This window comes from Amphibacillus sediminis NBRC 103570 (genome assembly GCF_001552275.1).
GTDB classification, from domain to species: Bacteria; Bacillota; Bacilli; order Bacillales; family Amphibacillaceae; genus Amphibacillus_B; species Amphibacillus_B sediminis.
The window spans coordinates 28,345-54,302 of the sequence record NZ_BCQW01000018.1; the positions used below are offsets into that span (position 1 = coordinate 28,345).

Annotated in this window: 21 protein-coding genes and 2 CRISPR repeat arrays; of the genes, 19 read left to right on the plus strand and 2 right to left on the minus strand. The window is 37.5% G+C overall.

Annotated features, from left to right (window positions below):
• The first annotated feature begins 20 nt into the window (after positions 1-20).
• The 9 genes from ASE01S_RS11100 to cas6 all read left to right on the plus strand — a co-directional run bounded on the left by ASE01S_RS11100 (position 21) and on the right by cas6 (position 11,808).
• Positions 21-851 carry a DUF368 domain-containing protein gene (locus ASE01S_RS11100; protein ID WP_067842113.1) on the plus strand — a complete coding sequence of 277 codons (831 nt, stop codon included), beginning with the start codon at positions 21-23 and terminating at the stop codon, positions 849-851.
• A gap of 778 nt (positions 852-1,629) precedes the next feature.
• Complete coding sequence (erm, locus tag ASE01S_RS11105; RefSeq protein WP_067842116.1) at positions 1,630-2,484, plus strand: 23S ribosomal RNA methyltransferase Erm; 855 nt, start codon at positions 1,630-1,632, stop codon at positions 2,482-2,484.
• Between the two features lie 396 nt (positions 2,485-2,880).
• The gene (locus tag ASE01S_RS11110; RefSeq protein WP_067842119.1) at positions 2,881-3,876 is read left to right on the plus strand and encodes a D-2-hydroxyacid dehydrogenase; all 996 of its coding nucleotides are present in this window, start codon (positions 2,881-2,883) and stop codon (positions 3,874-3,876) included.
• A gap of 870 nt (positions 3,877-4,746) precedes the next feature.
• Positions 4,747-5,246: a CRISPR direct-repeat array (repeat unit 32 nt; unit sequence GTCGCACTCTATATGAGTGCGTGGATTGAAAT).
• A gap of 262 nt (positions 5,247-5,508) precedes the next feature.
• A complete protein-coding gene (locus ASE01S_RS11115; RefSeq protein ID WP_067842123.1) occupies positions 5,509-6,366 on the plus strand; it encodes a DUF6602 domain-containing protein in 858 nt (285 codons plus the stop codon).
• Positions 6,366-8,462 (plus strand): Cas10/Cmr2 second palm domain-containing protein, encoded by a 2,097-nt coding sequence (locus ASE01S_RS11120; RefSeq protein ID WP_067842128.1) that lies wholly within the window; start codon positions 6,366-6,368, stop codon positions 8,460-8,462. The genes ASE01S_RS11115 and ASE01S_RS11120 overlap by 1 nt, the downstream gene beginning before the upstream one ends.
• Positions 8,452-9,174, plus strand: coding sequence for an RAMP superfamily CRISPR-associated protein (locus ASE01S_RS11125; RefSeq protein WP_067842129.1), 723 nt, complete (start codon positions 8,452-8,454; stop codon positions 9,172-9,174). The genes ASE01S_RS11120 and ASE01S_RS11125 overlap by 11 nt, the downstream gene beginning before the upstream one ends.
• On the plus strand, positions 9,167-10,174 hold the full coding sequence (locus ASE01S_RS11130) for a hypothetical protein (RefSeq protein ID WP_067842130.1): 1,008 nt from the start codon (positions 9,167-9,169) through the stop codon (positions 10,172-10,174). Before ASE01S_RS11125 ends, ASE01S_RS11130 begins: the two co-directional genes overlap by 8 nt.
• Complete coding sequence (locus tag ASE01S_RS11135; protein ID WP_067842133.1) at positions 10,152-10,940, plus strand: hypothetical protein; 789 nt, start codon at positions 10,152-10,154, stop codon at positions 10,938-10,940. Before ASE01S_RS11130 ends, ASE01S_RS11135 begins: the two co-directional genes overlap by 23 nt.
• Complete coding sequence (cas6, locus tag ASE01S_RS11140; protein WP_067842135.1) at positions 10,933-11,808, plus strand: CRISPR system precrRNA processing endoribonuclease RAMP protein Cas6; 876 nt, start codon at positions 10,933-10,935, stop codon at positions 11,806-11,808. Before ASE01S_RS11135 ends, cas6 begins: the two co-directional genes overlap by 8 nt.
• Positions 11,809-12,016: 208 nt before the next feature.
• Positions 12,017-14,045: a CRISPR direct-repeat array (repeat unit 32 nt; unit sequence GTCGCACTCTATATGAGTGCGTGGATTGAAAT).
• A gap of 179 nt (positions 14,046-14,224) precedes the next feature.
• Here cas6 and ASE01S_RS11145 read toward each other — a convergent pair.
• Positions 14,225-15,025 (minus strand): nucleotidyltransferase domain-containing protein, encoded by an 801-nt coding sequence (locus tag ASE01S_RS11145; RefSeq protein WP_067842142.1) that lies wholly within the window; start codon positions 15,023-15,025, stop codon positions 14,225-14,227.
• A gap of 612 nt (positions 15,026-15,637) precedes the next feature.
• Between ASE01S_RS11145 and ASE01S_RS11150 the strand changes: the two genes are divergently transcribed.
• The 10 genes from ASE01S_RS11150 to hpf all read left to right on the plus strand — a co-directional run bounded on the left by ASE01S_RS11150 (position 15,638) and on the right by hpf (position 24,246).
• Positions 15,638-16,321, plus strand: coding sequence for a response regulator transcription factor (locus ASE01S_RS11150; RefSeq protein ID WP_067842144.1), 684 nt, complete (start codon positions 15,638-15,640; stop codon positions 16,319-16,321).
• Positions 16,311-17,672, plus strand: coding sequence for a sensor histidine kinase (locus ASE01S_RS11155; protein ID WP_067842146.1), 1,362 nt, complete (start codon positions 16,311-16,313; stop codon positions 17,670-17,672). The genes ASE01S_RS11150 and ASE01S_RS11155 overlap by 11 nt, the downstream gene beginning before the upstream one ends.
• Before the next feature lie 64 nt (positions 17,673-17,736).
• Positions 17,737-17,901, plus strand: coding sequence for a hypothetical protein (locus ASE01S_RS15850; protein ID WP_157065204.1), 165 nt, complete (start codon positions 17,737-17,739; stop codon positions 17,899-17,901).
• Positions 17,902-17,907: 6 nt separating this feature from the next.
• Positions 17,908-18,591: a zinc metallopeptidase gene (locus tag ASE01S_RS11160; RefSeq protein WP_067842148.1), complete on the plus strand. Its 684-nt coding sequence runs from the start codon at positions 17,908-17,910 to the stop codon at positions 18,589-18,591.
• A gap of 25 nt (positions 18,592-18,616) precedes the next feature.
• Positions 18,617-20,026, plus strand: a complete 1,410-nt coding sequence (locus ASE01S_RS11165; protein WP_067842150.1) for a phospholipase D-like domain-containing protein — start codon at positions 18,617-18,619, stop codon at positions 20,024-20,026.
• A 188-nt stretch (positions 20,027-20,214) separates the two neighbouring features.
• The gene (flaG, locus tag ASE01S_RS11170) at positions 20,215-20,586 is read left to right on the plus strand and encodes a flagellar protein FlaG (RefSeq protein WP_067842153.1); all 372 of its coding nucleotides are present in this window, start codon (positions 20,215-20,217) and stop codon (positions 20,584-20,586) included.
• Between the two features lie 21 nt (positions 20,587-20,607).
• Entirely contained in the window at positions 20,608-22,116 is a 1,509-nt protein-coding gene (locus tag ASE01S_RS11175; RefSeq protein WP_067842156.1) for a flagellar hook-associated protein 2, read from the plus strand.
• Between the two features lie 32 nt (positions 22,117-22,148).
• Positions 22,149-22,547, plus strand: a complete 399-nt coding sequence (gene fliS, locus ASE01S_RS11180) for a flagellar export chaperone FliS (protein WP_067842159.1) — start codon at positions 22,149-22,151, stop codon at positions 22,545-22,547.
• Positions 22,547-22,900, plus strand: a complete 354-nt coding sequence (fliT, locus tag ASE01S_RS11185) for a flagellar protein FliT (RefSeq protein WP_067842162.1) — start codon at positions 22,547-22,549, stop codon at positions 22,898-22,900. The genes fliS and fliT overlap by 1 nt, the downstream gene beginning before the upstream one ends.
• Before the next feature lie 788 nt (positions 22,901-23,688).
• Entirely contained in the window at positions 23,689-24,246 is a 558-nt protein-coding gene (gene hpf / locus ASE01S_RS11190; protein WP_067842165.1) for a ribosome hibernation-promoting factor, HPF/YfiA family, read from the plus strand.
• A 475-nt stretch (positions 24,247-24,721) separates the two neighbouring features.
• Here hpf and ASE01S_RS11195 read toward each other — a convergent pair whose 3' ends face one another.
• The gene (locus ASE01S_RS11195; RefSeq protein ID WP_067842168.1) at positions 24,722-25,894 is read right to left on the minus strand and encodes an ROK family transcriptional regulator; all 1,173 of its coding nucleotides are present in this window, start codon (positions 25,892-25,894) and stop codon (positions 24,722-24,724) included.
• Between the last annotated feature and the right edge of the window lie 64 nt (positions 25,895-25,958).

A 25,958-nucleotide genomic window follows, 5' to 3' on the forward strand; every position in this document is an offset into this window, starting at 1 on the left:
AAGTTATGAGGGGAGTATTTATGGAGAGGAAATGGTTAGCTAAGTGGATGTTACGTTTTGTGAAAGGTATGTTTATTGGATCAGGTTTTATTTTACCTGGTGTAAGCGGAGGGGCATTAGCAGCGGTGTTTGGCATTTATGAGCGCATTATCTCATTCCTTGCTAATGTGACAAAAAACTTTAAAGAAAATGTGCTTTTTTTCTTTCCAGTTGGATTAGGAGCAGTAACTGGATTGTTTATTCTTTCTTTCGCCGTTAGCTTTTTATTAGGTAATTATGAAACACCGATTCTTTGGTTCTTTGTCGGCTGTATCGTTGGAACGATCCCCACCTTGTGGAGGGAGGCTGCGAAGTATGAGCGTCAACCAAAACATATTTATGTCCTTATCGTCGCCTTTGTCGGCATGCTCCTTTTTTTAATGTTTGGTCAACGTATGATTGATGGTCAAGTAGATCAAACCATTTGGACGTGGACATTAGCAGGGGCTATTATCGGTTTAGGGGTCATTGTTCCTGGATTAAGTCCATCAAATTTCCTTATTTATCTGGGAATGTACAAAGCCATGTCTGACGGTATTGCAGCCATAGACCTCAATGTTATCCTACCAATTGGAATGGGGGCACTGCTGTGTGTGTTCGGATTGTCAAAGATCATGAACTATATATTTACTAAAGCTTATACGGGATTATTTCATTTTATCTTAGGTGTTGTTTTTGCTTCAACCATAATGATTATACCTGTAAACTATCAAGGTTTTAGCTGGTTGGGAATAGCAGCTTGTGCTTTGCTATTTGAAGGGGGAATCCTCTTGGGACGGTGGATGAGTCGATTAGAGGAAAAATACAAATAATGTTAAAAAAATATTTTGACTTTAGCCAAGGCTATCCGTATAATAAAGACATAGTTTAATTAAAGGAGGATTATTAAAAAGTGACACAATCAATGAGACTTCGTTTCCTAGCTTTGAACGCTTAACGAATTAAATACGTTCAAAGACTCTGTTTATAGATACAGAGTAGAGGGATAAGTCTGTCCTTTTTAATAATACCGATTACTAATTATTTGATCATAACTAATCAGCCTATCTATGGTAGGTTTGTTATTTATACTCAAAAGAAAGACGACTTCCTTTGTCTTTCTTTTTTTATTTTGTCATCATGTATAATTTCATGACAATTAGCTTAGGTCTGGTTAAGAAGGTTCGTTTAATTTTATCGCAGTGTAACTTGCTATTCCCACTTCAAGAAATAAGGGAACACATCATGTCTAAGTAGGAGACCCAATAGCCAGTAACGGCCCAATTCGTTCAACTAACGTTCAATGGGGGATGGAGAAAAAACCCATGAACGAAGTTTCACTTTATTCAGTAGAAGCCTCCCGCTTCGATAAGTGGTGGATGAATGCCTGTTTAATTTAGTTAGGGTCAACACCCCGGTTTAATCAAGCTAAAGCCTCCAGCGGATGCCACAGATTTTCAGCAAAGTGAAGCTCGGTAAAATCTGGTCGCAATTTGCTAAGGCGCATGTGATTATCGTTATCATATGATGAAATTATTAACCACACTTCTCCCTTTACTTTGGATCATAGACAGCTGGTCTATAACATCAGTCAGTAAAGGAGAGGTATACGTGGTAAGGAAACAAAATCGTAGTTCTAAAAAGAAAATACCGGCTAAAACACCCAATTATTTAGGTCAACATTTCTTGCATAATCGAAAAGTTATTAATAAAATGATTGATCATGCCAATTTAAGTAAAAATGATTTAGTCGTCGAGTTTGGTGCTGGAAAAGGTGCACTTACTCAACCATTAAGTTTAAAGGCAGGGCAAATATTTGCAGTCGAATATGATCCGCAACATGTAAACTTACTAAAGGCTGACTTTAGTCATAGTGACCATGTCAGGATTATTCAACAGGATATTCTGAAATTTAGCCTGCCTAAAGCACCGTTCAAGCTTGTTGCTAATATTCCTTATGCGATTACAACCCCTATTTTTGAAATGGTGTTACATCCATTTACGCGTTTACAAAATGGAATGATTATTATTGAAAAAGGGGCAGCTAAACGTTTTACAGGAACATTCATTAAGGATGGTTATCTATTAGTTTGGCGGATGTGGTATCAATTAAAATATGTTGAGACGATATCGAAATATTATTTTTCTCCAGCTCCAAAGGTAGATTCAGCGATGCTTAAGATCATAAGGCGCAAGGTTCCACTGATTTCAAAACAAGATTATCATGATTTTGTCAAGCTAGTTAACTTTACCTTCAAGCATCCTTATCAGGATATTATTGATGTGTTAAAAACAATTTTTACGCATACACAATTAAAAAAATTAAGAAAAAATTTATTGATCAAGGACAGCCTTCCAGTAGGGGCTGTAACAGAAGAACAGTGGGCTCTGATATTTACAACAATGAAGCAATATGTACCTGAACAACGATGGCCTAGAGAGAAACAGAAGAAACGAACTCGATAGTTTGTTTAAAAACAATGATATCGGTGTGGGTGGGCAAACTGTGATCAATCAAGAATAAACCAAGCATGAGCATAATAAAGAAAAAGGGGACGTGGTCATACAAGCCAATGTCCTCTTTTTTTGCTGGAAAATAAACGTCATCGATTTTAACTAAGCATTAGAGTTTAATTTGTTTCATCGATCTCTGTAAAAGACAAGAAAAGAATAAATCAAACAAAGAGATGCTGAATGCAGAGAAAAAATTCTTACAATATTAGTTAAATAACTTACCACTTTAAAATAAATATGTCAGTCTATCTGACGAATGAATGGCAAAGAATGCAAAAAATTTTATCATTAAATATATACCATTAGAATTATAGAGCTTTTAAAAATACATTTTAGGGGGAATAACGCATGACTATAAGCGTAACAAAAACAGAGAAAAATTGGCCCTCAATTTATTTTCGCACCACAGTCCCTGATCAATATTTACAGGAATTTAAAACGAAAAGCTTACACGTTATTCATGATCCTTGGTCAATAGGCGAAAAGGAGCCGATACCAAGTGCTGATATAAGTCAATGTGAAGTTGTCTTTACCTTAGGCTTTATTGATGATCTGTCGATTATAGAGCAAGCTCCAAATATTAAGTGGGTTCAATCCATTAGTGTGGGGGTGGATGCTTTGTTAAATGAACGGACTATCAATAGTGACATTATGATAACGAATACCAAAGGCTGTACCTCAATTCCTATTGCAGAGCATGCCTTAGCGATGATGCTGTCCTTTGCTAAAAATCTCCCGACTTTAAAGCAGCAACAAACCAAGACAATCTGGCAAAAAACACCGGTAACAGATTTATTCAATGCACAAGTTTGCATTGTTGGCTATGGTCAAATTGGCTATGAGATTGCTAAGCGTTGTAAGGCTTTAGGGATGAAGGTAACAGGCTGTCGCCGTAATCCAACTGTAGTAACAGATGATTATGCCGATCGCATAGTAGCCATGGACGAAGTTGATAATGCTTTAGCACAAGCAGATTATGTTGTACTTGCCTTACCTGCCACTCCAGAAACGGATCGATTTTTAGACTGGAAACGCCTAAGCAAGTTAAAGGAAGGTGTTGTGATCATTAATGTTGGCCGCGGGAATGCCATCGTAGAACAGGATTTAGTTGATGGATTAATGGATGGACAGATAAGAGGTGCAGCATTAGATGTATTTGAAATAGAACCTTTACCTAAGTCTCACCCATTTTGGCAGATGGATCAGGTTATTATTTCACCACATCAGGCTTACTTATCTGATCAAAATTTTAGACGAATCATGACATTATTTAAAGAAAATCTAGATCGTTATCAAGCGGGTAAACCCTTACTCAATCAGGTCAATAAATTAAAAGGTTATTAATAAAAATTCACGCAAAAAGCGATGTGGCTATACTAAACCTCGTCACTTTTAATTAGTTGGTATGCTGTTAAGTTTTATCGCAGTGTAACTGACTGGGGCTGTGATTACTCGCCCCATCAAAGGGCTTTTGTAAGACTCCCACTTCAAGAAATAAGGGAACACGTCATGTCTAAGCGGGAGATCGAACAGCCAGTAACGGCCATCATTGGTTCAACTAACGTTCAGTGCGGGAGGAAGCTGACTAAGTTCGCAACGTCTGCACTAGAACATCCTATGGGTCGAAACCCCCACTGAACGAAGTTTCACTTTATTGGGTGTTCAGAATTGTATGGGATTTAGAAGCAAGGGCAGTCGATACGATTGAATCCTTTCGCTTTTGCTATAACTAATTGTAGTCTAAAGTAGGCCGCTACCACCCCTTTAGTTGATTCTCCACACCATTAGCTGAGCAAAAAATTGTATAATCCGTATTATCAATCAATCTGCTGAGATCGATCTGTATGTTACAATGTTTAACCAAAAAAATTACCGAAAAGGGTACTTTATGTTATTTTTTTGTAATATAATATGTACATTCATATTGAAAACTTACAAGAAGCAATTTTTAAAGTGAGGTTTAGTTTTACACAGATGGTTGCAGTCAGCTAGCTGTTGTATTTAGATAAGGAAGAATCCTGTTTAAATAATTATAGTGCGTACCCCAAGCGCACATAAAATCCCTAGATCACCCGCACCATAAATGAGCCGATTTTGAAACCGATATGTGGTAAAATAGGGATAAAATGTACTTGGATTTTAGTGAAAAGTTATAAAACTAGTGAAAATATTGATTTAAGAGGCTTATATTTCCATAAATTTAGTATTTTCGCTGTCGCACTCTATATGAGTGCGTGGATTGAAATTGTGGTCACTGTAGTTGTATATTCGCCTGCCGGTGGTCGCACTCTATATGAGTGCGTGGATTGAAATGCAGGGTTGAAGCAGAAGCAAGAGCAGAATCTAGGTCGCACTCTATATGAGTGCGTGGATTGAAATGCTTTTTGGGATGAACATGGCGAAATGATCATGAAGTCGCACTCTATATGAGTGCGTGGATTGAAATGTGAGGGGGTTCGTGCGCTCGTCTTAACCAATCAATGTCGCACTCTATATGAGTGCGTGGATTGAAATATATCTCGATCTTGATAAAATATTCTAGCTTCCAGTCGCACTCTATATGAGTGCGTGGATTGAAATAAAAAACGATTGACAAAAGCTTGTTTGAAATGTTTGTCGCACTCTATATGAGTGCGTGGATTGAAATCGAACACTTAACAAAAAGAAACAAAGTATTAATACGTCGCACTCTATATGAGTGCGTGGATTGAAATAATCAGTGCCATGCTATTCGGACTTCTGCCTGTCGTCGCACTCTATATGAGACATAAACACACCAATCTCACCAGTCACACTTTATATAAGTATGAGGAATGAGTTCAGGAAGAGTAAAGAAGAAAAACCTTTGTAGGTTGTTTGTTTATACTGCTTGTTCATCTAAAAATGCATATTGTGTTCTACTTAGAAGGAATTAGGTATAATGATGTAGAAATATATCAATATAGCTAATTTTTTGTATTTTTTGGAGGGATACCTTTGTCTAAAGAAAAACGTAAACAGAAGTTGATCGGAAACATTAAAGTAAACTATCGGCAAGTTGAGCAATCTATTGTGAGTCAGCTTTATATGAGACAAGATCTACATGGACCAAGTATTGGTTCCGCTCGCGAAGATATATGGGGACAGTTATTTGACATGATCATTCCAAAAAAATTTGTGATTGAACACTCCGTCTTTATTATTGATTCAGAAGGAAATGTTTCGAATGAGGTCGATTTAGCTATATTGGATGAAACGTATACCCCGTATATTTTCCGCTATGGACGTCTGAAGTTTATCCCGATAGAAGCGGTTGCTGTAGTGGTGGAATGCAAAAGTCAAAGCTTTAATAAAGAAGGTATCAAAAAATGGTGTAAAAGCTTAGAGAGATTAAAAACTTCTGGTGGTTCAATTGCGAGATTCGCAACCAATATAGCCATTGATTCTGTGTGTACACAAAAATCTACACATCCTATTCGTATTTTATGTGCTCTGAAATCAGAGGTGGACGAAGAGGTGCAACAATATTTTGATTTTGTGTTAAGTGCTGTAAATGATAAGCAAAGACAAATTAATATTAAGGACAATGTAGGGGGAAATTTAAAGAACTGGTTTTTCAAACTCAATTTCCATAATATCGAGCCTGAATCTATAAAAAAAACTATAGGAGGCATGGATTCCTTAGAGGAAATTAACTTAAAAGATTACGAGGTGAAAGATGAAAATAACAACCTTGTTTCGCTCCTCACCTTCAATTTTCAATTAAACCAATTGTTAATGCTGATTAACAATCCTTTGCTATTTCCACATCGTGCATATGCCAAACTATTTGATGCCGAGGAGGATGAGTCATAATGGAGCAATTTGTAGTTGCTGTATCGATTGATAAAGTACAGACATTTTTATATTATGTGCTGCAAGCGTATACTCAGGAAAATCAGGCCAACAGTGGAACCCTTCGGGAAATTGTTAATTCTTCACATTTAATATCTAAACAGTTTTTTCAAGACATTGGAATCGAGGGGAAGTATGGGGAATTCAACGGTCATATTGATGAGCAATTATTGGTGTGTTCAGGTATGTGCATCTTTACTACTTCGCTGGAAAAAGAGCTAATCACTGAGAGATTAGACCGATTGTTCAGAAAGTATTATGGAACATTTAAAGGCCAACTGTTAGTCAAATATGTTGTTCTAGAGAAGAAGCTTTCGACAAAGCGGGATAAGCTAGAGGCAATTAAAAAGAGTAAAGATCGCCTTAGACAAAAGAAGTGTCTGAATGACATCATAGCTAGTCACCGAGACTCGCTATTTCAGTTTTGCAACGTTCCTAAGGGAAATAAACCTCAATCATCAATTGATCTAGATAAAAAGTATCCGTCGTTTTCTTACAACATTAATGCTCTCTATTCCCAAGAAGAGACGGATAACGATAATCATTTTCGGATTGCTATCATTAAGGCTGATTTAGACGGTATGGGGGCATTGTTTGAGCAACTAAGTGACTATGTGGTCTATAAGGCTATTAGTGATTTGTTGTCCAAATTCATAAGTTTGGATCATTTACATAGGAAGACGATGGAATACCAGAGGGAGGACGTAGACTTCAAACTGTATCCATTATATATGGCTGGCGATGACATCTTTTTCGCGGTGACTACTGCACATTTATTAGATGGTGTCAAATTGTGCAAAGAGATATTGCAACAATTGAATCACGAGATCACCCAACTAAGTAAGCATTATAACACGAAATTGCCACATCTTTCACTGAGCATAGGGATTGATTTTACCTTCAACCGTGAACCGATTCGGTATTATTATGAGCGAGTGCAACGCCAGTTAGATGGGGCTAAGACTTATTCACAGGACAGGAAGGATAAGGTTAAAAAGTACTCATATATGAAGATAAGTATGAACGATTATGTCTTTGAGGACTATGACGCAGACAAGAAGAAATCGCAGTGGACTTATTTTAAAAATGATGTAAGGCTATTAAAAGGAGCGATGCAAGAAGGATTCGCCGCATATCACTTTTTATACGGGCTATTAAGCAAGATTAGTGATAAAACGATTTGCAGCAGTGACAATAAATTCAGCAATGCCGTTCTCTATCATTTATTACCGGAGCATTTGGAGAACAGCAACGAAAAGTTGAGAAAGTACGAATTATTAATTATTGAAAGTTTAATGCGGAAACTGCTAGTTATAAAGAAATCAAATAGCGAAAAAACACAGTCGAATCGCAAGGAAAGGATTGAAAAGGAATTATCTTTTGAACGCAAACAACGAGAATATCTTGAAAGACATGTGCGCATGTTGTTACTATTTTCTGATCCGCGTTTTGCAATTACTGGTGATGAAGCCAAGATTTCGGATTTTGATTTTAATAAAAAGAGGATAAGAAGCACTTTATTTAATAAACCGCTGAGGTATTTGTATCATCAGAACTTATGTGGTTCCTTGAGGAAAAGTAGCATGTTTAAAGAGTATGATATTCGCCAATTCCGTAATTTTTTTGCTATGTTTGAAATTTATACAGCTCCTAATGGGGCTAAGGTTCAAACTTACCGGAGGTTACAAATTTCCAGCTCCATGTTCCATCGCTTTAAAAAAATAGATAAGAAGCGAATTGAAACAGTTGCTGAGATGCTTCAATCCGTAAACGATAAGACTCAGAAACAGATTGAGGATATGGAGAACCAAAAGAAATTAGAAAAGAAAGCCCCACCAGGGTTGTTCTTCGATGAAAAAGCTTTTCGAAGAATCGGAGCTCAAACAAATTTTTGGACGAATGATTATATAGACTCCTTACTTATTTTCTATCGGCTGAACGAGCTATCCATACGGTACAGATCTTTATACCCGGATAATAATAAAAAAAATCAGGACAAAGAAAATAAAAAAACGAAAAAAATAGATTATCGAAAGGGGTTAGAAGATGAGCGTTAATACGATCTATTTAAAAGTGTCAACACTTTCTAATTTGTTTATAGGTGGTTCCCCGAAAACGTTCGAGATTGGTGGCATTGATTTGTTTACTGTTACGGATCATGAAGGTAAGCCCTATATTCCTGCATCATCTTTTAAGGGAAGTTTGAGAAGAATTGTGCGGGAGATGTCTCAAAGCTTTGAAGAAGCAGAATTAATCACTCAAGCTTATCAATCGTATTTGCTTGCAAAGAAGCAAGAGAATCTGCCATTGATTAAAGAAATGAAGGAGAAGGATGAATTTGATAGAGTGGAGAAGCGTTATGAAGAAGCGATTCATAAGTCATCAGCAGAATATTTATTTGGAATCGAAGGCTTTAATCACACACCGAAATTAATATTTAATGATTTTCGATTATTAGAAACAAACGTTGATCCCTTCTCTATCGACTCGAAAAATTCGATAGAAGTCATTGATGATCCTAAAAAGAAAGATAATTTAGTTGCTAATCCTCGAATCTATAAAACGATACGTCCAGGTGTGGAGTTTTCAGGAGAGATTCATTTTTACATGGTCAATCAATTACAACTTCCGCCGGATATTGTTGCAAAATTTATAAAGAAAACTATCGACCAGTTTAATACAGGAGTATATCGTTTAGGCAATTCAGGAAGTCGTGGTTACGGAAGAGTACAGGTAGAAGTGAGTCAGGAGGGAAATGGATTTGAGTGAAACTGTAATGTATAAAGTCGAGATGTCATTAACAGGAAGACTTACTCAGCTTCCCGATTCTCAGAAGATATTTGGCGCTTTAATTTATCTTTATGTGGAGCAGTATTCATCTGAGAGAGCCACTTTGTTAGTTTCAAAGATAAGAGACGGAAAATTGTTTTTCTCTTTATCTAATATGCTTCCTCTTGATTATTATCCAACGCCGCAAACTTATTTGATCGATCAACTGGGTAAACAACACCTTAATCAGACTGATAGAGGAAGAAACAAAAGGAGGTATCAAGCGATAAAAAAGCGATCCTTTATGAAGTGGGAGGAGATTAACAAAATAATTTCCAATCCGAAGATTGCAACTAATCTCTATCCTTTTGTGACAATACAGTCTTCTCAACAGATCCATGCGGCTATTGACAGTATTAGATACGACATGCCAGGCCTTGATCCCAATGTCTATTCTGTACCTGAAGTTAATGTAGTTGAAGAAACAGCTGAAGGAAAATTCGAGAATATTACTAAATTTTCATTTTATATTTGTGCTGATAAGTGCCCTGAGAGTGTAGAATTACTGGAAGCTCTACGCCAAGCTAAAGAAAGGAAAAGGCTTTTCTTTCTAGGTGCTAGAGCATCACAAGGTTTTAATACATTCGTAGTGGAACAAATAAAACATGAATTAATAGATTTGCAGGAGCAGGCCAGTGCATACTTAAACCTTGGAATGCTTTTGCCTCAAGTGATTGATTTCAAATGTTCTTCATTGAAATTGTTTACTTCTGAGCGCCGTCCTTATGATTTTGTAGGAGGATGGGAGAAGGAAAAACTAAGGAAATTTATTAGTTTCATTGATGCAGGTAGTATTGTATTCTTGCCGGAAGGTAGTAAAAAAGCGGGGCGCTCACTTCAATCGCCATTTAATGATCGAGATATTGTGTTTGGAAACTCTTTTCTATTGCCATTAGACTTCGATAGGAGGAAACAGCATGCCGGTGTATCCACTTCGTAAATATAAATATTGGATAGAGGCCTTATCAACACTTGTACTGTCACCAAGAGAACAACACGCTTTTACTCAAACGGGACGCGATTTTACAATGGAAGATTTAGAACAACAAGCTTCTAAGAATTTAAAAAAAGAAGGCGTCAGGATCATATATCCCTTCTACCAATATGGAACCTATTCGTGTTATGCACCTTCAGAGGCACAATACTATATTCCAGGCTCATCTATTAAGGGGGCTTTATCCCTGGAATCAAATAAGCAAAGAATAATGGTAGACGATATTAAAATTAATAGTAAAGATATTCAACTATATCCATTGCAGAAATTACAGTATGATTCAAAAAAAAATAAATCCTATATTGATGAGTTTTTTCCTAATGTCGCTATCGAGATGCTTAGTGCAGATTCGAAATACCTTGGGGAATTATTTTGTGATGAGGTAGAAATAGGTAATTGCTTTAGAAAAGCAGAACAAGCTACAAGAACCAAGCTTCATCAACTAATCCAAAAAATTAGTCAGGTCGTTGAGCAAGTTGGAAAAGAACAGGATCAACGTATTTTATTGAAAATGAAGGAGAATATACAGGACATTATAAATGAAACACAAACTGATAAAAACAAATTCATATTACTACTTGGGGGCTTTAAAGGACGGATACTCTCTGTAATATCAGATAGTGATGAATATAACGGGTCAATTTTTATTGATATGACAAAGAAATTGCCTCATGGTCTAGTTCAAGTGACATTGGAGCGAACAGATGCCTAGTTCTGATTTGTTTTCATTATCCTATATGCCATTACTTATTCGCTTGAAATGTTGTGAATCTGTTAGACTGCCGCGTTTTCTTGGTTCTACACTTCACGGTGTGATGGGATGGATATTATCAAGAAATAATGAAGAGGCCTATCAATATATATTTGAAAATCGTCGATATGGTGGTGCCAAACAAGATATTGTTAATCCGTATATTTTAGAACCACCAAGATATCAGGAAATTTATTATGAAGGAAGCATGCTTTGTTTTAAATTTACTCTGCTAGGTAAGGCTACGCATTATACCAACAGTGTAGTCGAAGCTTTGATACGTAAGGTGTGTATTGAGATAGGAGTAAATAGAAAGAATTTTGAGCTTATAGATATTTTACAAGCAGAGACCCTCGAGACAATTTGGTGTTCTGAGATAAGCAGGGAGCCAACACCCTGCAATTTAATGCCGACTTGGGAGAAAAAAGGAGTGTCGAGATGCTCGATTCATTTGATTACGCCACTCCGCATCCGCCGAAATGGGAAGCAACTGAGAGAAATTGATTTCCCGACGATTATTCGTAGCATCACCCGGAGAGTTACAGCTTTAACAGAGCGATATGGTGGATTTGTACATTCTGATGCAGTATCCACTGTAAGAGAATTATCTAGTTCGGTACAAACGACTTCATCAGGTTTGTATTGGAGCGAGATAAGACGATATTCCAATAGAAGAAATAAAAAAATGGATTTAAGTGGTTTGCAAGGAGCAATGACGTTTGAGGGAGATATGTTCCACTTTGCTCCATGGTTATATGCCGCACAATATCTACATATTGGCCGAAATGTTACCTTTGGTTGTGGGCAGCTTGATGTTGTATTTGGATGAATGGGACATTCTGGCTTAAGTGATCATAGTGCGAACCCCAAGCGCACATAAAATCCCTAGATCATCCGCACCATAAATTAGCCGATTTTAAAACCGATATGTGGTAAAATAGGGATAAAATGTACTTGAATTTTAGTGAAAAGGTATAAAAACTAGTAAAAATATTGATTTAAAAGGATTATATTTCCATAAATTTAGTATTTTCGCTGTCGCACTCTATATGAGTGCGTGGATTGAAATTCCAAAGGTTATTACATTGGAAAAAAGACAATCTTAGGTCGCACTCTATATGAGTGCGTGGATTGAAATCCTCTTGAGCAATATAATAAATAATTGTTATTTCTGTCGCACTCTATATGAGTGCGTGGATTGAAATTTTAAATTCTTCAAACGTAAGATATGCCATAATTAGTCGCACTCTATATGAGTGCGTGGATTGAAATTTCAATGGCTTTAGTTGCATTTTCGGATGCTTCGGTCGCACTCTATATGAGTGCGTGGATTGAAATACGTTATCTCGGACGGAATAATTTACCTCGCCGTGTCGCACTCTATATGAGTGCGTGGATTGAAATTAATCTGTGTTAGCATCCCTTATCTGTCAAAACCGTCGCACTCTATATGAGTGCGTGGATTGAAATATTAATACATTCCTCCTATTAAACTGATTAGTGCGTCGCACTCTATATGAGTGCGTGGATTGAAATATTCGATCACCGCCCAGCCAACATCTGTCTAGTCGTCGCACTCTATATGAGTGCGTGGATTGAAATCATTCTGTACGTGTTGGTCTGTGACTCGTTGTTGGTCGCACTCTATATGAGTGCGTGGATTGAAATTTTGCTAAATAAAACATCGTTTATTTCGTCAGACAGTCGCACTCTATATGAGTGCGTGGATTGAAATTCCAAATCGCTATCTAAGCAAACTGGTTATGGTGTCGCACTCTATATGAGTGCGTGGATTGAAATGTCGTTGTGATCATCGTTGTATCTTCGTTGCTTTGTCGCACTCTATATGAGTGCGTGGATTGAAATTAGTCCTTTTTCTTTGATAATGCGTTCGTCTAGCGTCGCACTCTATATGAGTGCGTGGATTGAAATAATACGAAGCACTTGAAACAGATTCCGATCAATACGTCGCACTCTATATGAGTGCGTGGATTGAAATGAATTAGTGCGGAAGGAAAAAGAATAACTATTGGTGTCGCACTCTATATGAGTGCGTGGATTGAAATAATCACAATTAGCTGTTTATGGGTTAAAGAAGCGTCGCACTCTATATGAGTGCGTGGATTGAAATCATTAGTCTGTTAGCTCCAATAACTCTGGTCTTACCGTCGCACTCTATATGAGTGCGTGGATTGAAATTTAGGTTTCCGATTGATGTCGCAATACCTAAACTGGTCGCACTCTATATGAGTGCGTGGATTGAAATCTTTTCCAGTGCTTCGGCTACTGCCGATAGAATTGTCGCACTCTATATGAGTGCGTGGATTGAAATCCTTTACGTGGAGAGACACCCTAATATAAACTGGGTCGCACTCTATATGAGTGCGTGGATTGAAATCCCCCTTAAGTGAGACGTATGTCAAGTAAACGTCTCGTCGCACTCTATATGAGTGCGTGGATTGAAATAATAACGTTAGACGAAGAAGCCTGGAAACAAATTGTCGCACTCTATATGAGTGCGTGGATTGAAATGTCCAACCTTTAAAAATGCAGGTTTACCATCGTTGTCGCACTCTATATGAGTGCGTGGATTGAAATCTTATAACGTTACGAGTTTCTTGCATTTCCTTACGTCGCACTCTATATGAGTGCGTGGATTGAAATTAGGATGTCGCACACATCCTTAGCAACAAACCAAGGGTCGCACTCTATATGAGTGCGTGGATTGAAATTTTATAAGCTTGTTTTTCATCTTAACCATCTCCTTGTCGCACTCTATATGAGTGCGTGGATTGAAATACCAATTACAACTGCCTGATTTTGTGTCAAAGCGAGTCGCACTCTATATGAGTGCGTGGATTGAAATATTTTTAGATCGGATGCTCTTTGGCTACTAGACGTGTCGCACTCTATATGAGTGCGTGGATTGAAATTCCAGATCATCATTATAAAGAAAAATACTTTTCGGGTCGCACTCTATATGAGTGCGTGGATTGAAATTTTTGAATTAATTGCGCATAACGGTAACAAATACGTCGCACTCTATATGAGTGCGTGGATTGAAATTTGTCATATAAAGACGCAGCCGCATTGCGAAAAGAAGGTCAAGCTCTAAGTTTGTTGGAAATGGTTCAAGCTTAAGGCACTCTCCATGAGTGTTTGGAGTGAAACTGCTTGGTTGAGGATTGACTGTAGGAAGGCAAGGGACGTGTGCAGGTATACATTAAATAAAACCATTAGAATCTCTAATGGTTAATTAGAATTTCTTTTAAGAATCCATGTATCATGCTTCGGTTTCTTTCTACTACTACCATATTCTCTTTTATATTAATGACTTCAAAGTAAATATTCATAACTTCAAAAAGAGTTTTTTGTAAACTCTCAAAATTAACATTTACTTGATATGTTTTACTTAGTTTTTCCGAATAACAGTTGTCAACCTGATCTATACATTTATCAAAGTCGTATCTAATATTGCTACGTAAACAAATTATCTCTATTATCTGATTTCGTATAAAATCTATATCTTTAAGAGCTTTGATAAAATATCCTCTTTTCAAAGCCACAGCCGCACTTCTAAAAAACTGCCATATAAAACTTAATGAATCATTTATTGTTTCGTTTATATCTTTCTGGGGCAATTTGTTTAAAGAGGCAATAAGCTTATCTGAAACAGTTTTTTCTTGATCAAAAACAACTATCCAATTTGGCTTTGTAGCTCTAATTTTATTAAATGACCAAACACCTAAATCCAGCTCTAAATAGTTATTAAAAAAGAAACAAGAAACTATTATATCCTCTTCATGGTGGTATGTTTTCTCTTTTAGAATGCAAAAGCTTGATTGTAAATATTCTCTGAGTTGTTTATTAATAGTTGGTACATCCTCTGGATTTTTTACTACAACGAGTAAATCAAGGTCTGAAAACCTATCTCTAAAACCAGTTGAACCGGAGCCAACTAATAATAATGCTTGTACACCATTTAATGATTTTGTGAAGTTTTCAATCTTTGACATGACTTCGATACGATCATTATGTTTATACACTTTTTCCTCCCATAATTAATTTATCGTTTTAGGCGAGAAGACTCCATCCTCAGGCGAAGTAAGGTGGAGATGATGGCATTTGCCATCTCAATTGTCCGACCATTGCAATTTTTGAGCTATTTCATCCCCGAAAAATGTTTATGATGGCTGTTCTGTTATGAGGGGTCCGTGAAACCATTTTAGTCAGTAAAGCCTATAAGTTTCGCATTTATCGAAATAACATAGCTAAAACCATTGGATGTTCACACTAACCCCACCTTTTGGTCATACATAATATTTTTAACTAATACATAATATACCAGAGGATTAGTGAAAAAGAAACATATCCTTTCTCCGACGTTGATGCCGCACTCTATATGAGTTTGGATTGAGATTTCAACCCTTTTAAACAAGGATAGATCGCCTCTAAGCATATTCTACATGAGTTAATTGAAACTTATCTATGACTCAACCAAACTTAAATGATATATCTTGTAGTTTTTGCAAAAATCGTTGTAAATTCTCTATCACATTAAGGCTGTCAATTGCAATAATTTTTTTATCTGCCTATAATAATTGTACCGATCTTACTCTTGTAATATAGAGGAGAAATGTGTAGAGGGTGTGAAGTCAATGCCGACCATTTTAGTTGTTGATGATGATCAACATATTCGAAAACTCATTCATTTATATTTATCAGAAAGTCAGTTTGATGTGCTGGAGGCTGAAAATGGTGCTGAAGCACTCCAGCTATTAGAAAAGAAGCAGATTGACCTAGCGATTATTGATGTTATGATGCCAGAACTCGATGGCATTACCTTAACTAAGGAGGTTAGGGAATTTTATCAAATTCCCATTCTATTGGTGACAGCTAAAGGTGAGTCACAAGATAAGGTGATAGGCTTTCAAGCAGGTACGGATGACTATCTTGTTAAACCTTTTGATCCGATTGAGTTAGTATTGCGTGTTAAAGCTTTATTAAAGCGCTATAACCTATTAAGAGAACAGCATAATCGAATTGGTCGCACTGAAATTGATTTAGACCGTTTAATTGTGACAAATGGGGAGGAGACCGTTGAGTTAAAAAGAAAAGAATGTGAACTGTTATTTGAGTTATCTCACAATCCTGGTCGTATTTTCACGCGGGCTCAGCTAGTAGAAAAGATCTGGGGATTTGATTATGAAGGGGATGAGCGGACAGTCGATGTCCATATCAAACGCCTACGTGAGAAGTTGTCCTCGTTCAGTGATATTAACATCACAACCGTGCGCGGATTAGGGTATCGACTGGAGGATATAGAGCAAAATGAGTCGTAGCTTATATTGGAAGTTTGTCATTACCTTCATAACTGGTGTAGGTATAAGTTTGCTTGCTTCTTATATGATAACTTCATTGTTTTTTCAGGATGAAGTTGCTTATTACCAAGAGGCAGAACAGGCGACAGACTATGTTGTGGAGTTATTAGATATGATTGAGCCTAATGATTTGCCACGCTTACTGGGTCTATTAGAAAGCTTCGGAACTGAAGCGATAATTTTAGATCAAGAAGGACAGCCTTATCTACCCGAAATGGATACCAGCTTTGTTACGGATGCGATGTTAGCCGAAGTACAAGCCCAATCAAACTCAGATATAATCGTTTTTATGCCCAAACGTTCCAAACTGGTACGCTATATTGGAACAGAGTTGAATTTTCAAAATAATCGCTACTCACTATTTGTGAAAATTGATTTTTCTCACCAGCTTGCACATTCACGTCGCTCAACACTTAATGCCCTACTGATGGTTCTAGTACTAGGAAGTAGTTTTATCATATTAGTTTCACGTTACTTTGTTTCAGGTATTCGGCTAATTACTCATGCGGCGGAACAACTAGCCACAGGTGATTTTACGGTAAGACTTAAAACAGAGCGACAGGATGAAGTAGGTCGATTAATGCGAAGCTTTAATGATTTGGCCCAATCGCTAGCCAATATGGATGAAGTTCGAGAAGCATTTGTGAGTAATGTCTCACATGAAATTCAATCACCTCTTACATCTATAAAAGGCTATACGAAAGCATTACAAGATGGGATTATTAGTCCAGAAGATCAAGCGGATTATTTAGCAATTATTTACCAAGAAGCGGATCGTTTATCACGTCTTTCGGACAATTTATTAAGAATGGCTTCGTTGGACTCTGATAAACACCCTTACCAGCCAGAACGCTATCGACTTGATGAGCAAATTCGGCGAGTGGTACTCGCTACTGAGCTATTATGGAAGGAAAAACAAATTGAAATAGAGCTTGATTTAACCGAGGAATATCTGGTGGCAGATCAAGATTTAATGGAACAAGTGTGGTTAAATTTACTGATCAATGCGATCAAATACAATCGCCCTAATGGTTCAGTCCATATCTCAACCTATCTAGAAGAGCATCAGCTAGTCATAAGGGTTAATGATACGGGAATAGGGATACCGAAGCAATCATTGCCATATTTATTCGATCGCTTTTACAAAGTTGACCCATCACGAACTCAAAGCAATACAGGAAATGGCTTAGGTTTATCGATTGTCAAAAAAATTGTGCTTCTTCACGGTGGCTCAATTGATGTCGTCAGTGAAGAGAACGTTGGTACCACCTTTTTTGTTCGAATGCCAAAAGAGCAAAAAAAGAAAGCTTAGTTCATACTCAGTTCATATTTATCGCATATACTAGTGTCAAACAAAAAAAATTGAGGTGGCTAAGTTGGCTAAGTATGACTCTGGTCGGAGTCTAAATCACAAACAAGAAGAATTTGTATTAGTCAAAGAAAAATCTTTTATGGAGCAAATTGCAGATACATTAAAGGCACAAGGTATTAATGCCTCAGTCTGTCCAAGACTAAAATTAAATTATGTAAGAGGGAAGTGATGTAAGATGTTTTTTCATCCAATGGACTTTTTAATCCTTATCGCATTTGCGATAGCTATGTGGGCACAATCAAGAGTACAAAATAGTTTTTACAAGTACTCACGCGTACAAGCTAGTGCCCAAGTCACGGGTTTGCAAGTAGCCCGTCGAATTCTTGATCAAAACGGACTGTACGATGTCCAAATTGAACGATCTGGACGTGGCGATTTATCTGACCACTACGACCCACGTACAAAAACAGTACGGCTTTCTGGACCTGTTTATAGTGGATCCTCGATTGCTTCATTAGCTGTTGCTGCTCACGAGGTTGGCCATGCAATCCAGCATGATCGAGGCTATGCCATGTTATCATTTAGAACAGCACTCTTTCCAGCCGCTCAATTAGGCTCAAGAATGGCTCCAATTTTATTAATATTGGGCTTGTTATCAGCTTTTGAACCATTAGTTGGTGTTGGAATTGGCTTATTTGCTGCTGCTGTATTGTTTCAACTTGTAACATTACCTGTGGAGTATGATGCTTCTCGTCGAGCAAAACAGCATTTAATGACATTGGGCTTTGTCAATAATGATGAGCAACGAGGTGTCGGAAATGTTCTTAATGCTGCTGCCTTAACTTACGTAGCAAGTACGCTAATTGCTGTCTTACAACTACTTAAATTCATCATGATTTTTGGTGGAAGACGGCGCTAAACTTGAAATTAGGTGAAGGGTTGCTATGGTGACAAAAATAGCCAAGCGATTGCTGTTAAGCTACTTGATTTATTGCCTCGTAACTGGTGTACTCTTTTTTGCCTTCTTTAAACCAGTTTCAACTATAGACACACGTTCAGATGAGTCTTTATATCCTACCTCGCTACAGACTCATGATGAACGTGTGGTATTAATTGAGGATGGAACAGATGCTTTGCGAATCCGTCTTGATCTGATAAATTCTGCTCAAGAAACCTTGGACATAACCTATTATTCTATGCAAGGCGGTGACACAGTTGAGCTTTTTTATGCTAGCTTAATTGAGGCAGCGAATCGTGGAGTTAACGTTCGTTTCTTAATAGATGGATTTTTCCATCATATCAGTAGAACTGATCGTCATCTCTTGACAAGCCATCCTAACATCTCAGTTGCCTTTTATAAACCTTTTAATTGGCGCAAGCCGTGGACATGGCATAACCGTTTGCATGATAAATTTATGATTGCTGATCAACAAAAAGCTTTAATCGGCGGCAGGAATATTGGGGATAAATATTTCGGTTTACCTAGTGGTCAAAAAGAGACATCTTATGATCGTGATGTGTTGATTATTAATAAGGAAGACAATGGCGGTAAGAACGTCATTCGACAAATGAGCAGTTATTATAATGCATTATGGTTACATGAATTTACAAATATACAACAACCAAGGCGTGTATCTAGCCGACGAGATAGCAAGATTAAAGAAAGATATCATCAACTTCTGCAAACCTATCAACATTATCAATCTACTGAACCTGAACTATTTGAACATGAGATTAATTGGTTAGAGCGCTCTCATCCCGTTGAGCAGATCTATTTTGTCCATAATTCTATTGATCGTGGCTATAAACAGCCCTATATTTGGCATGAGCTTTTGACCTTAGCGAATCAAGCAAACGAGTCTCTTCTTATTCAAAGTCCCTATATTATTCCTAGCAAACCAATGCGTCAAACATTAAGCGAAGTCGATTTTTTAACAGAGGATGCTTTTTTGCTGACAAATGGCTTAGCCGCCTCACCAAACGTGATGGCTCATAGTGGTTATCGAAATCATCGACAACGCTTGATTGATTTACCTGTTCATTTATATGAATATCTTGGACCTGACCGCTCACTTCATACCAAATCTATGGTCATTGACCAGCGTATTAGTGTGATTGGTTCATTTAATATAGACGCAAGGAGTACTTACCTCAATACAGAATCTGTTGTCATTATTGACAGTCCAGAACTAGCCGAGGAAATTCACGACACAGTTGCTAATCGTTATCTAGCTAATAGTGTTAAAGTAGATGAGGTCAAGTCTAAAACGAATGAAACAAATGTTTCTTTCTTTAAGCACCTTATTGTATTTGTATTAAGAGGTGTAGCCAAAGGGATCGAATTTCTAATCTAATCGTTTAAGAATAGCTGAAAAAGCTCGGAGTTCATCTTCGAGCTTTTTCAGTGCAGTACATAAATTAAATAGGTATGATTCATCCAACTATCAAGTACTTATACCAAAAAATTAGCATTAAAAGTTAACAACCGATCATTATTGCCGATATAAAAAGAAAGTAAACATGTAGAGGAGATGGCATTGGGATGGATGTCAGTAGATTATCATCTAACGCTAATATTTTACCACGCGGAAATAGTGGTGAAATAACGACAGTAGCTCAAGAACAATCACAACATCAAACCAAAACGAAAATTCAGTTTCATCAAGCTAAAAGTGGAGGAGAACTAGAAGACCGTGCTAAGATCGAAAGCATGGTAGAAGGACTAAATGAATTTTTAGTGCCCGTTAATACATCAATTCGCTTTGTTATGCATGACAAGCTTGAGAAGTATTATGTAAGAGTAGTTGATACATTAACCGAAGAGGTTATTCGGGAAATTCCTCCTGAGCAAATGCTTGATATGTATGCAGCAATGGCAGAATTCATGGGATTAATTGTCGATGAGAAAATATAAGAAAAAGAGGAGTGAATGGAAATGGGTATGAGAATAGGCGGACTCGCAACAGGAATGGACATTGACGGTATTATCAACGATTTAATGGATGCTGAACGGATACCATTAAATAAACTTCAGCAAGACAAGACGTTATTAGAATGGGAACGCGATGCCTATCGCGAGATAAATATACTCTATTCAGAGCTTGAGCAAATAATGCGCGATATGAGGTATCCGAGTAATTTCAATCAAAAGGTGACAACATCGACTCAGCCAAATGCTATCACAGCTACAGCTACGCATAATGCACAGCCAGGTAGTTATAGCATTCAAGTGACTCAGCTTGCAACGAGTGCTATCAATGTGTCTCAAAATCCTTTGTCATCTGGAGAGAAAATCGATCAAAATGCGAAGCTAGTCGATCAGTTAGCTAATATTAATGGAGCAGAGGGCTATCAGCTCCCTGAGAAAATCAGCTTTAAAACTTATCATAATGGTGAAGAAGTACACGAAATTGAAATTAATGAAAATGATACCTTAAATAGTATTTTGCGAAAAATCACCAATCAAGATAATGGCGTACGGGCCTTTTATGATGCAGGTTCTGACAAGGTCGTCATGGAGCGAACAACAGCTGGTGAATATAACAGTGAAGGTTACGAGATCGATTTTGGTGATGATGAATTCTTTTCTATCGTATTAGGCCTTGATCAAACACAGGAACAAGGTGGTCAAGATGCCAAGTTCACCTATAATAATTCAGTTGAAATGACCTCAAAAACAAATAATGCTACATTTAATGGCATCACCTTTAATTTCACAAATACGATGGATTCACCAGCTTATATTACTGTTGACAATGATATTGATAGTACGGTAGACTTGATTACTCAGTTTGTTGACAAGTATAATGAAATTGTTGAGAAAGTTAATGGAAAGCTAACAGAGAAGAGAGAGCGTGATTTTCCACCATTAACGGATGAACAGAAAAAAGAAATGACCGAATCAGAAATCGCAAATTGGGAAGAAAAGGCTAAAAGTGGTTTGCTCAGAAATAGTAATATTTTAATGAGCTCACTTTCTCAAATGCGATCAAGCTGGAATGCCAATGTAGAAACTGGTGGAGCTTATCGTCATATGGCGCAAATAGGTATTGCAACGACCTCGAACTATATGGATGGCGGTAAGCTTGAAATTAATGAAACCAAGCTACGCGAAGCATTATTGAATGATTCAGAATCTGTGTTTAAGTTATTTTCTAATAATACCGATGACGATTCACGTGGTGTTTTAGATCGTATCGAAACCGCTACGAAAACAACCACTAGAAGGATTAATGATCATGCTGGTCGCAGTTCCTATAATTTAGATCAATACTCAATGGGGAAAAGACTACAACAAATGGATACGCGAATAGCAGATTTTCAACGCAAATTAGCACAAGTTGAAGATCGCTATTGGAGACAATTCACTGCGATGGAGAAGGCCATACAACGGATGAATGAGCAATCGAATTATCTATTCTCACAATTCAATCAACAATGGTAAAGAAGGAATAGGGGAAAGGGTGTTTTGACAATATGGTCCAACAACAGCACCAGGCATATAAAATGAATTCTGTTAATACTGCATCACCTGGCGAGCTTACTTTAATGCTATATAATGGTTGCTTGAAGTTTTTGAAGTTTGCAAAAAAGGGCATGGAAGCAAAGGATATGGAATTAAAAAACACCAATATTCAAAAAGCTCAAGCGATTATTAATGAGTTAATGTTGACATTAGATCAAAGTATTGATATCGCAAATCAAATGATGCCACTATATGATTATATTAATCAGCGTTTAATCGATGCCAATATTCATAACAATCTAGAAAGCTTAGATGAGGCCTATGAGATGGTTGAGTCATTTCGCGATACGTGGAAAGAAGTCGTCAAGTTAACACGGACAAAGCAATATAGTAAAGGAGTTCAGGCTTAATGGACGCCTTAACCAAACTTGAGCAGGTTACAAATGAGCTAGCTACGTTAGTTGATCAACCTGTTCCAGCTAAAACACGTGAAGATGTATTGGCAAAGCTAGATCATTTATTAGATCAGCGGTCTGAGCTTTTGAAGCATGTTAAGCCCCCTTTTACCGATGAAGAACAAAAGCTAGGACATGATATATTAGCTAAAGATCAGGAAATACAATTGCGTTTAAATCATCTTTTTTTAGAACTGAAACATGAAATGCGCAATGTGAAAAAGCAGAAAAGCTCCACACAACAGTACTTAGACCCCTACCGTCACGTAGCAACTCATGATGGGTCGTATTGGGATAAGAAGAATTAGACAAGTTTAATAGCACGGAAATTGGATGATACCTCAAAGTTTTCCTTTTGGGTGTTAGATTCCAATTCATCCGTGCTTTTTTGTGTTCTCACAGCTACTTATGGGCGTTTCTAAATGTGGTGTAAGTATGTATTCTGTCAAGGCTTGAAAAAACTTACATTCCCACTGCATCCTTAGTAAAATCGCTATTACACGAAAAAGTCACTTTAACAAAAGAGAGGGTGGAGTGATATTCACACCGTTACATTTAACAGAGAACCTTAATATGCATGATACCGTGGTTATTCCTCTAAATATGAAATAATTGTTCCAACTAAAATCTTTATCAAAGAAATAAGGGTAATCTACGGGAAGTGATCATATAATTTACAATAGGTTTACAACACTACTTTATCGCAGTGTAACTGACTGGGGCTGCGATTACTCGCCTCATCGAAGGGTTTTTGTAAGCTTCCCCCTTGAAGAAATAAGGGAACCCGTCATGTCTAAGTGGGAGATCCAATAGCCAGTAACGGCCGATTGGTTCAACTCACGTTCAGTGTGAGGGAGAGGAAGCGGATTAAGTTCGCGACGTCGTGTCGCAATGTCTGCACGAGCAGATTCTATGCGTCGCCCCCACCGCTGAATGAAGTTTCACTTTATCAATTACCCTTACTGCAGTTATACATACCGACAATTTAGTACAATTATATTAAGCTAAAATTAAATAAACGTAAAAATATTGTAGGTTTATGCAGGATATTTTACGGGTAATAAAGAATTATAGATATAGAAAGGAGGACACTTTTATGAAATACAACATTCGTGGGGAAAATATTGAGGTGACCGGAGCAATAAAAGGTTATATTGAGAAAAAGGTAGGTAAGCTTGAACGTTACTTCGAAACACCTCCTACATCAGATGTCAATGTTAATTTAAGTGTCTACAATGACGAGCAAGAAATTGAGGTTACCATTCCAATGCCTAATCTACTACTAAGAGCTGAGGAAAAGCATATTGATTTATATGCAGCTATTGATTTAGTGGTGGATAAGCTAGAACGCCAGATCCGCAAATACAAAACAAAGATTAACCGCAGAATGCGTCAAAAAGGTACACCTAAGCATATCTTTGCTGAGATGGAAAAAGACTTCTATGATGAAGACAGTTCTGAATTTGAGGACGAGGGCTTCGATATTGTTCGTACTAAACGATTCGATTTAAAGCCGATGGATTCTGAAGAGGCCATTTTACAAATGGATATGCTCGGTCATAGCTTCTATGTCTTTACTAATGCTGAATCAGGTGAAACAAATGTCGTTTACCGTCGTCATGATGGTAAATATGGATTAATTGAACCTAGTTAAGTATCAAATAAATATGAATCATTTAATAAATGAATGAAGTCGATAGGACTTGGACAAAAGTATTTAAGTTAAAGAAAAAACCGATCGATAACTGTTTTTTTAGACAGTATCTTTCGGTTTTTTTTTGTAGCCCAGATCGATTTGAATCTGTCGAACAACACAAGTTAACCAGGCTACTTGTTGCATCTAGATCGGCTTCTAATCTTTTCATAGCTATTAGGCTTGGACCTAGGAATTAACTGTTTAGCTGATTCACGGCGACCATATTATTGAGACTGTTTCGACCTATCTAATCAAATGCACCTTAGCCGAATTTGCGTCCAGATTATCGAGCTTCGCTCGACAAATACCCGCTGAAAATCTTTGGCATCTGCCGAAGGCGTTAACTTGATTCAGCCGGGGTTTGTATCCCCCACTGAATTTGCATTCAGCTGGACACTTATCGATGTGGAAAACTTCTGCTTAGTGACGCGTGTTACGTTTTCTGGCTCAGTAAGAAATTTTCGACTGTAAAGGCGGCCATCCCTGAAGCGGTAGAGTAGACGCCCAATCTGGCAAAATCAATTTTTAAATCAAGCTGATGAAAGCCAATCGTATGGTGATCAACATAGGCTTTAATTGCTGGGTAAATCCACTGTTTGGCATCGATAAATTGATTGCCAATAATCACCTGTTCAGGATTAAATATATTAATACAATTCGTTAAGCCAATTCCGATGTAAGTACCAATTTCCTCGAAGAGAGTGATTGCCTCCTGATTTCCCTTTGCAGCTAATTCTATTAAGTGTTTAAAAGGGTCGGGCTGTTGTTGATTTAGTATTTGTCTAGTGACGGCCTCATCGATAAGTGCTTGCTCCGAGGCATAGCGCTCCCAACAACCTAGATTGCCACAGCGACAAGGTCGCCCATTTTTGACAATAGTCATATGCCCGACCTCTCCTGCAAATCCACTTAAACCAGTATAGAGCTTTCCGTCTAAAATCATCCCCACGCCAATACCAATACTGATGCTGACATAGACCATATGCTTCGTCATTGAATCAAAGCCATAGCGCATTTCCCCATAAGCACCGGCATTTGCTTCGTTTTCAATATAAACAGGAAGATCAAAGACTTGTTCAAGCTGCTGTTTAAGTTGGATTTTTTTCCAATTGAGGTTAGGGGCTAATAATATTTCTCCGTCGTGACTAACAACTGCAGGGACACCCACTCCAATGCCTATTACACCGTATCGACTTTTCGGAGCACGATCAATTAATTGTTGAATCAGTTTGGTTAACAGCGGGAACACCACTTCAAAATTGGGATCAGGAAGTTGAAGCTTTTCTTCATACACTATCTGACCAGTCAAATCTGTTATCACACCTAATAAGTAGTCAACCCCGAGATCTACAGCTACAGAATAACCAGCCTTGCCATTAAACAAGAGCATCACAGGTCTTCTCCCACCGCTTGATTCACCAGGACCAGACTCCTCAACGAGCTCTTCATCAATTAATTCGCTAACGAGGGAAGAAACCGTTCCCTTATTTAATCCTGTAATTTGAGCAACATGGGCTCTTGATATCGGTGTTTCATTAATGATAGTAGATAAGACTAACGTTTTGTTTTCCTGTTTGACGACATATTGATTCCACGTCCGATTCATTGTAATCCTCTCGCTCTCTATTCATAAAAAATGATATAAATCTAATGTACCACAATTATACAAA

Coding starts and splice junctions, on each gene's coding strand:
- ASE01S_RS11100 (WP_067842113.1), top strand. CDS start 21: ATGGAGAGGAAATGGTTAGCTAAGTGGATGTTACGTTTTGTGAAAGGT.
- ASE01S_RS11110 (WP_067842119.1), top strand. CDS start 2,881: ATGACTATAAGCGTAACAAAAACAGAGAAAAATTGGCCCTCAATTTAT.
- ASE01S_RS11120 (WP_067842128.1), top strand. CDS start 6,366: ATGGAGCAATTTGTAGTTGCTGTATCGATTGATAAAGTACAGACATTT.
- ASE01S_RS11125 (WP_067842129.1), top strand. CDS start 8,452: ATGAGCGTTAATACGATCTATTTAAAAGTGTCAACACTTTCTAATTTG.
- ASE01S_RS11135 (WP_067842133.1), top strand. CDS start 10,152: ATGCCGGTGTATCCACTTCGTAAATATAAATATTGGATAGAGGCCTTA.
- cas6 (WP_067842135.1), top strand. CDS start 10,933: ATGCCTAGTTCTGATTTGTTTTCATTATCCTATATGCCATTACTTATT.
- ASE01S_RS11150 (WP_067842144.1), top strand. CDS start 15,638: ATGCCGACCATTTTAGTTGTTGATGATGATCAACATATTCGAAAACTC.
- ASE01S_RS11155 (WP_067842146.1), top strand. CDS start 16,311: ATGAGTCGTAGCTTATATTGGAAGTTTGTCATTACCTTCATAACTGGT.
- ASE01S_RS11160 (WP_067842148.1), top strand. CDS start 17,908: ATGTTTTTTCATCCAATGGACTTTTTAATCCTTATCGCATTTGCGATA.
- ASE01S_RS11165 (WP_067842150.1), top strand. CDS start 18,617: ATGGTGACAAAAATAGCCAAGCGATTGCTGTTAAGCTACTTGATTTAT.
- flaG (WP_067842153.1), top strand. CDS start 20,215: ATGGATGTCAGTAGATTATCATCTAACGCTAATATTTTACCACGCGGA.
- ASE01S_RS11175 (WP_067842156.1), top strand. CDS start 20,608: ATGGGTATGAGAATAGGCGGACTCGCAACAGGAATGGACATTGACGGT.
- fliS (WP_067842159.1), top strand. CDS start 22,149: ATGGTCCAACAACAGCACCAGGCATATAAAATGAATTCTGTTAATACT.
- fliT (WP_067842162.1), top strand. CDS start 22,547: ATGGACGCCTTAACCAAACTTGAGCAGGTTACAAATGAGCTAGCTACG.
- hpf (WP_067842165.1), top strand. CDS start 23,689: ATGAAATACAACATTCGTGGGGAAAATATTGAGGTGACCGGAGCAATA.
- ASE01S_RS11195 (WP_067842168.1), bottom strand. CDS start 25,894: ATGAATCGGACGTGGAATCAATATGTCGTCAAACAGGAAAACAAAACG.